At 68.2% G+C, this 1,898-nt stretch carries 2 protein-coding genes; both read left to right on the top strand.

Annotated elements, in window-relative coordinates:
* Nucleotides 1-272 precede the first annotated feature (272 nt).
* A complete protein-coding gene (locus ABZ818_RS42705; protein ID WP_361427711.1) occupies nt 273-761 on the top strand; it encodes a DUF4253 domain-containing protein in 489 nt (162 codons plus the stop codon).
* Nucleotides 762-1,079: 318 nt separating this feature from the next.
* Nucleotides 1,080-1,610 carry a GNAT family N-acetyltransferase gene (locus ABZ818_RS42700; protein ID WP_361427708.1) on the top strand — a complete coding sequence of 177 codons (531 nt, stop codon included), beginning with the start codon at nt 1,080-1,082 and terminating at the stop codon, nt 1,608-1,610.
* Nucleotides 1,611-1,898 lie beyond the last annotated feature (288 nt).

Below are 1,898 nucleotides of genomic sequence, written 5' to 3'. Positions count from 1 at the left end.
CGGGACTCGCCGCGGCGAGGTTGTCCTCCGCGAGGGCGTGCAGGGGCAGACTGTCGGGTGCGGTCATCGTGCTGATCTCCTTCGAGGCTTCGACACTTCGAAGATCAGCCGGTGGCCGTTCATCTATGCGGGCACCATCCCGATGCCGGAGCAAACCCCCAGATCAGGTCGAACCCGTACACCACTTCCCTGGACGCAACCTCCTGGCCTCAGACTTCGCCGAGTACCGGCGCAGCCGTCTGCCCGAATGGACGGACCCGACGCCGGTGCCGGTGCCCGAGGGCATCGCGCCGTGGCCGCACGATCCGGGCCCACCCTTCGAGACATGGCCGGGTCTGGCACTGGCGACGCCGGACCCGGACGCTGATCCCTCCCCGGCGGACGCCGCAGCCCGCACGATCGGCCACCTCATAGCTACAAACCCGCAAGCGTTGGCCGGATGCAGCCTCGTGCTGGTCCCCGCGCAGCGCAGCGCCGATATCCCAGCACTTCTCGGCTGGGATGCGGACGCTTCGCTGCCGCTGGTGTGCGCGCTGCTGCGCAGCTGGGAGGAGCGGTTCGGCGCCCGGGTGGTGGGAATGGCAGGCGAGTTGTTCGTCTCCGTTGCCCGCCCGCCACGGACCGCGGCGCACGCGGACCTTCTTGCCCTGGAGCATGTCCTGTCGACCGCCGACAACATCGTGGACGACCCGCCGACACCCTTCCCCGAATACGCAGCGAGCCTGCCTCAGCGGACGCACTGGTCGTTCTGGTGGGACTGAATCCCTGCGCCAGGTGCCGGACGAACGTCCCCGCAGTCAGCGGCTGACCTGCGGATTCACGGAATCGCGGTCAGAACCCTTTTCAAGGTTCTGACCGCGATTCCGTGAATGATCTTAGTGCTGCGGCAGGCTGCCGCCGAGTCGGTCTCACCTCTCGACCGTGCTGCCCAAGTGGCACGTCGTCTGCCCGGCCGTCAGCCCGATGTTTCACCCGTCACGGTGTTCGCTGCAGCGGCTTGAAGCCTTGTGGTTCCGCAGCGGCAGCGCAGGCGAGCGCCGGATTACCGATGAGGTCCTTGCCTTCGGCAGGATGGACGCATGACCGAGATCCGCACACCCCGCCTCCTCCTCCGTACCTGGCACGAAGACGACCTCGCGCCGATGGCGGACATCAACGCGGACCCACGGGTCATGCGCTGGATCGACGACGGCTCGGTGCGCGACCTGGCCCACACAGCCGAGGACATCGAGCGGTGGGAGGAGGAGTGGGACGAGGAGGGCTTCGGACTCTTCGCCGTCGAGCTGCTGGCCTCGGGCGAACTGATCGGCTTCACAGGACTGTCCATGCCCGAGTTCCTGCCGGAGGTGCCCGCCGTGGCGATCAGTTGGCGGATCGGCTCACAGTTCTGGGGCCAGGGATACGCGTCCGAAGCCGCCCACGCCACACTGGAGTTCGCTCTCCAGGACCGCGGCCTGGACCGCGTCATCAGCATCAACCGGGTGGGTGACAACGCCTCCGAGAACGTCATCCGCAAGCTCGGCATGGCGCCCGAGCGGGAGACGGCCCACCCGGTGTACGACTACCCGCTGCGCGTTCACGCCATCGACCTCACCGAGTTCCAGGCATGAACCGGCCGAGCCGTCGATCACCACAAAACAGCCGACCATTGTTCCTACGTCCCTGAGCGCATTGATCGCGACGGTACGGACGCCCAGGGGCGGATGGTGTCTCGGCGAGGCAGCCCGGGGCTGGGGGTGCGAGGCCACGGGTCAGGACAGTGCAGGCTCCGTGGACGGCGCGGGGGTGAGCGACGTGGTGGCAGTGGCGGGCTCCCAGGCGAATCCGTCCGGGTCGGTGAAGGAGCCGGCGGTGCCGCCGACCACGATGCGGTGCGATCCGGTGCCCTCGGCAGGGAC

Origin of the sequence: Streptomyces sp. NPDC047453 (genome assembly GCF_040643155.1) — a bacterium.
Lineage (GTDB): Bacteria > Actinomycetota > Actinomycetes > Streptomycetales > Streptomycetaceae > Streptomyces.
The sequence above is the reverse complement of the archived record's forward strand: the minus strand, read 5'-3'. Positions and strand labels throughout refer to the sequence as shown.

Bases quoted from the DNA above. Each gene is read 5' to 3' on its own strand.
- ABZ818_RS42700 (WP_361427708.1), top strand. From the start codon at position 1,080: ATGACCGAGATCCGCACACCCCGCCTCCTCCTCCGTACCTGGCACGAA.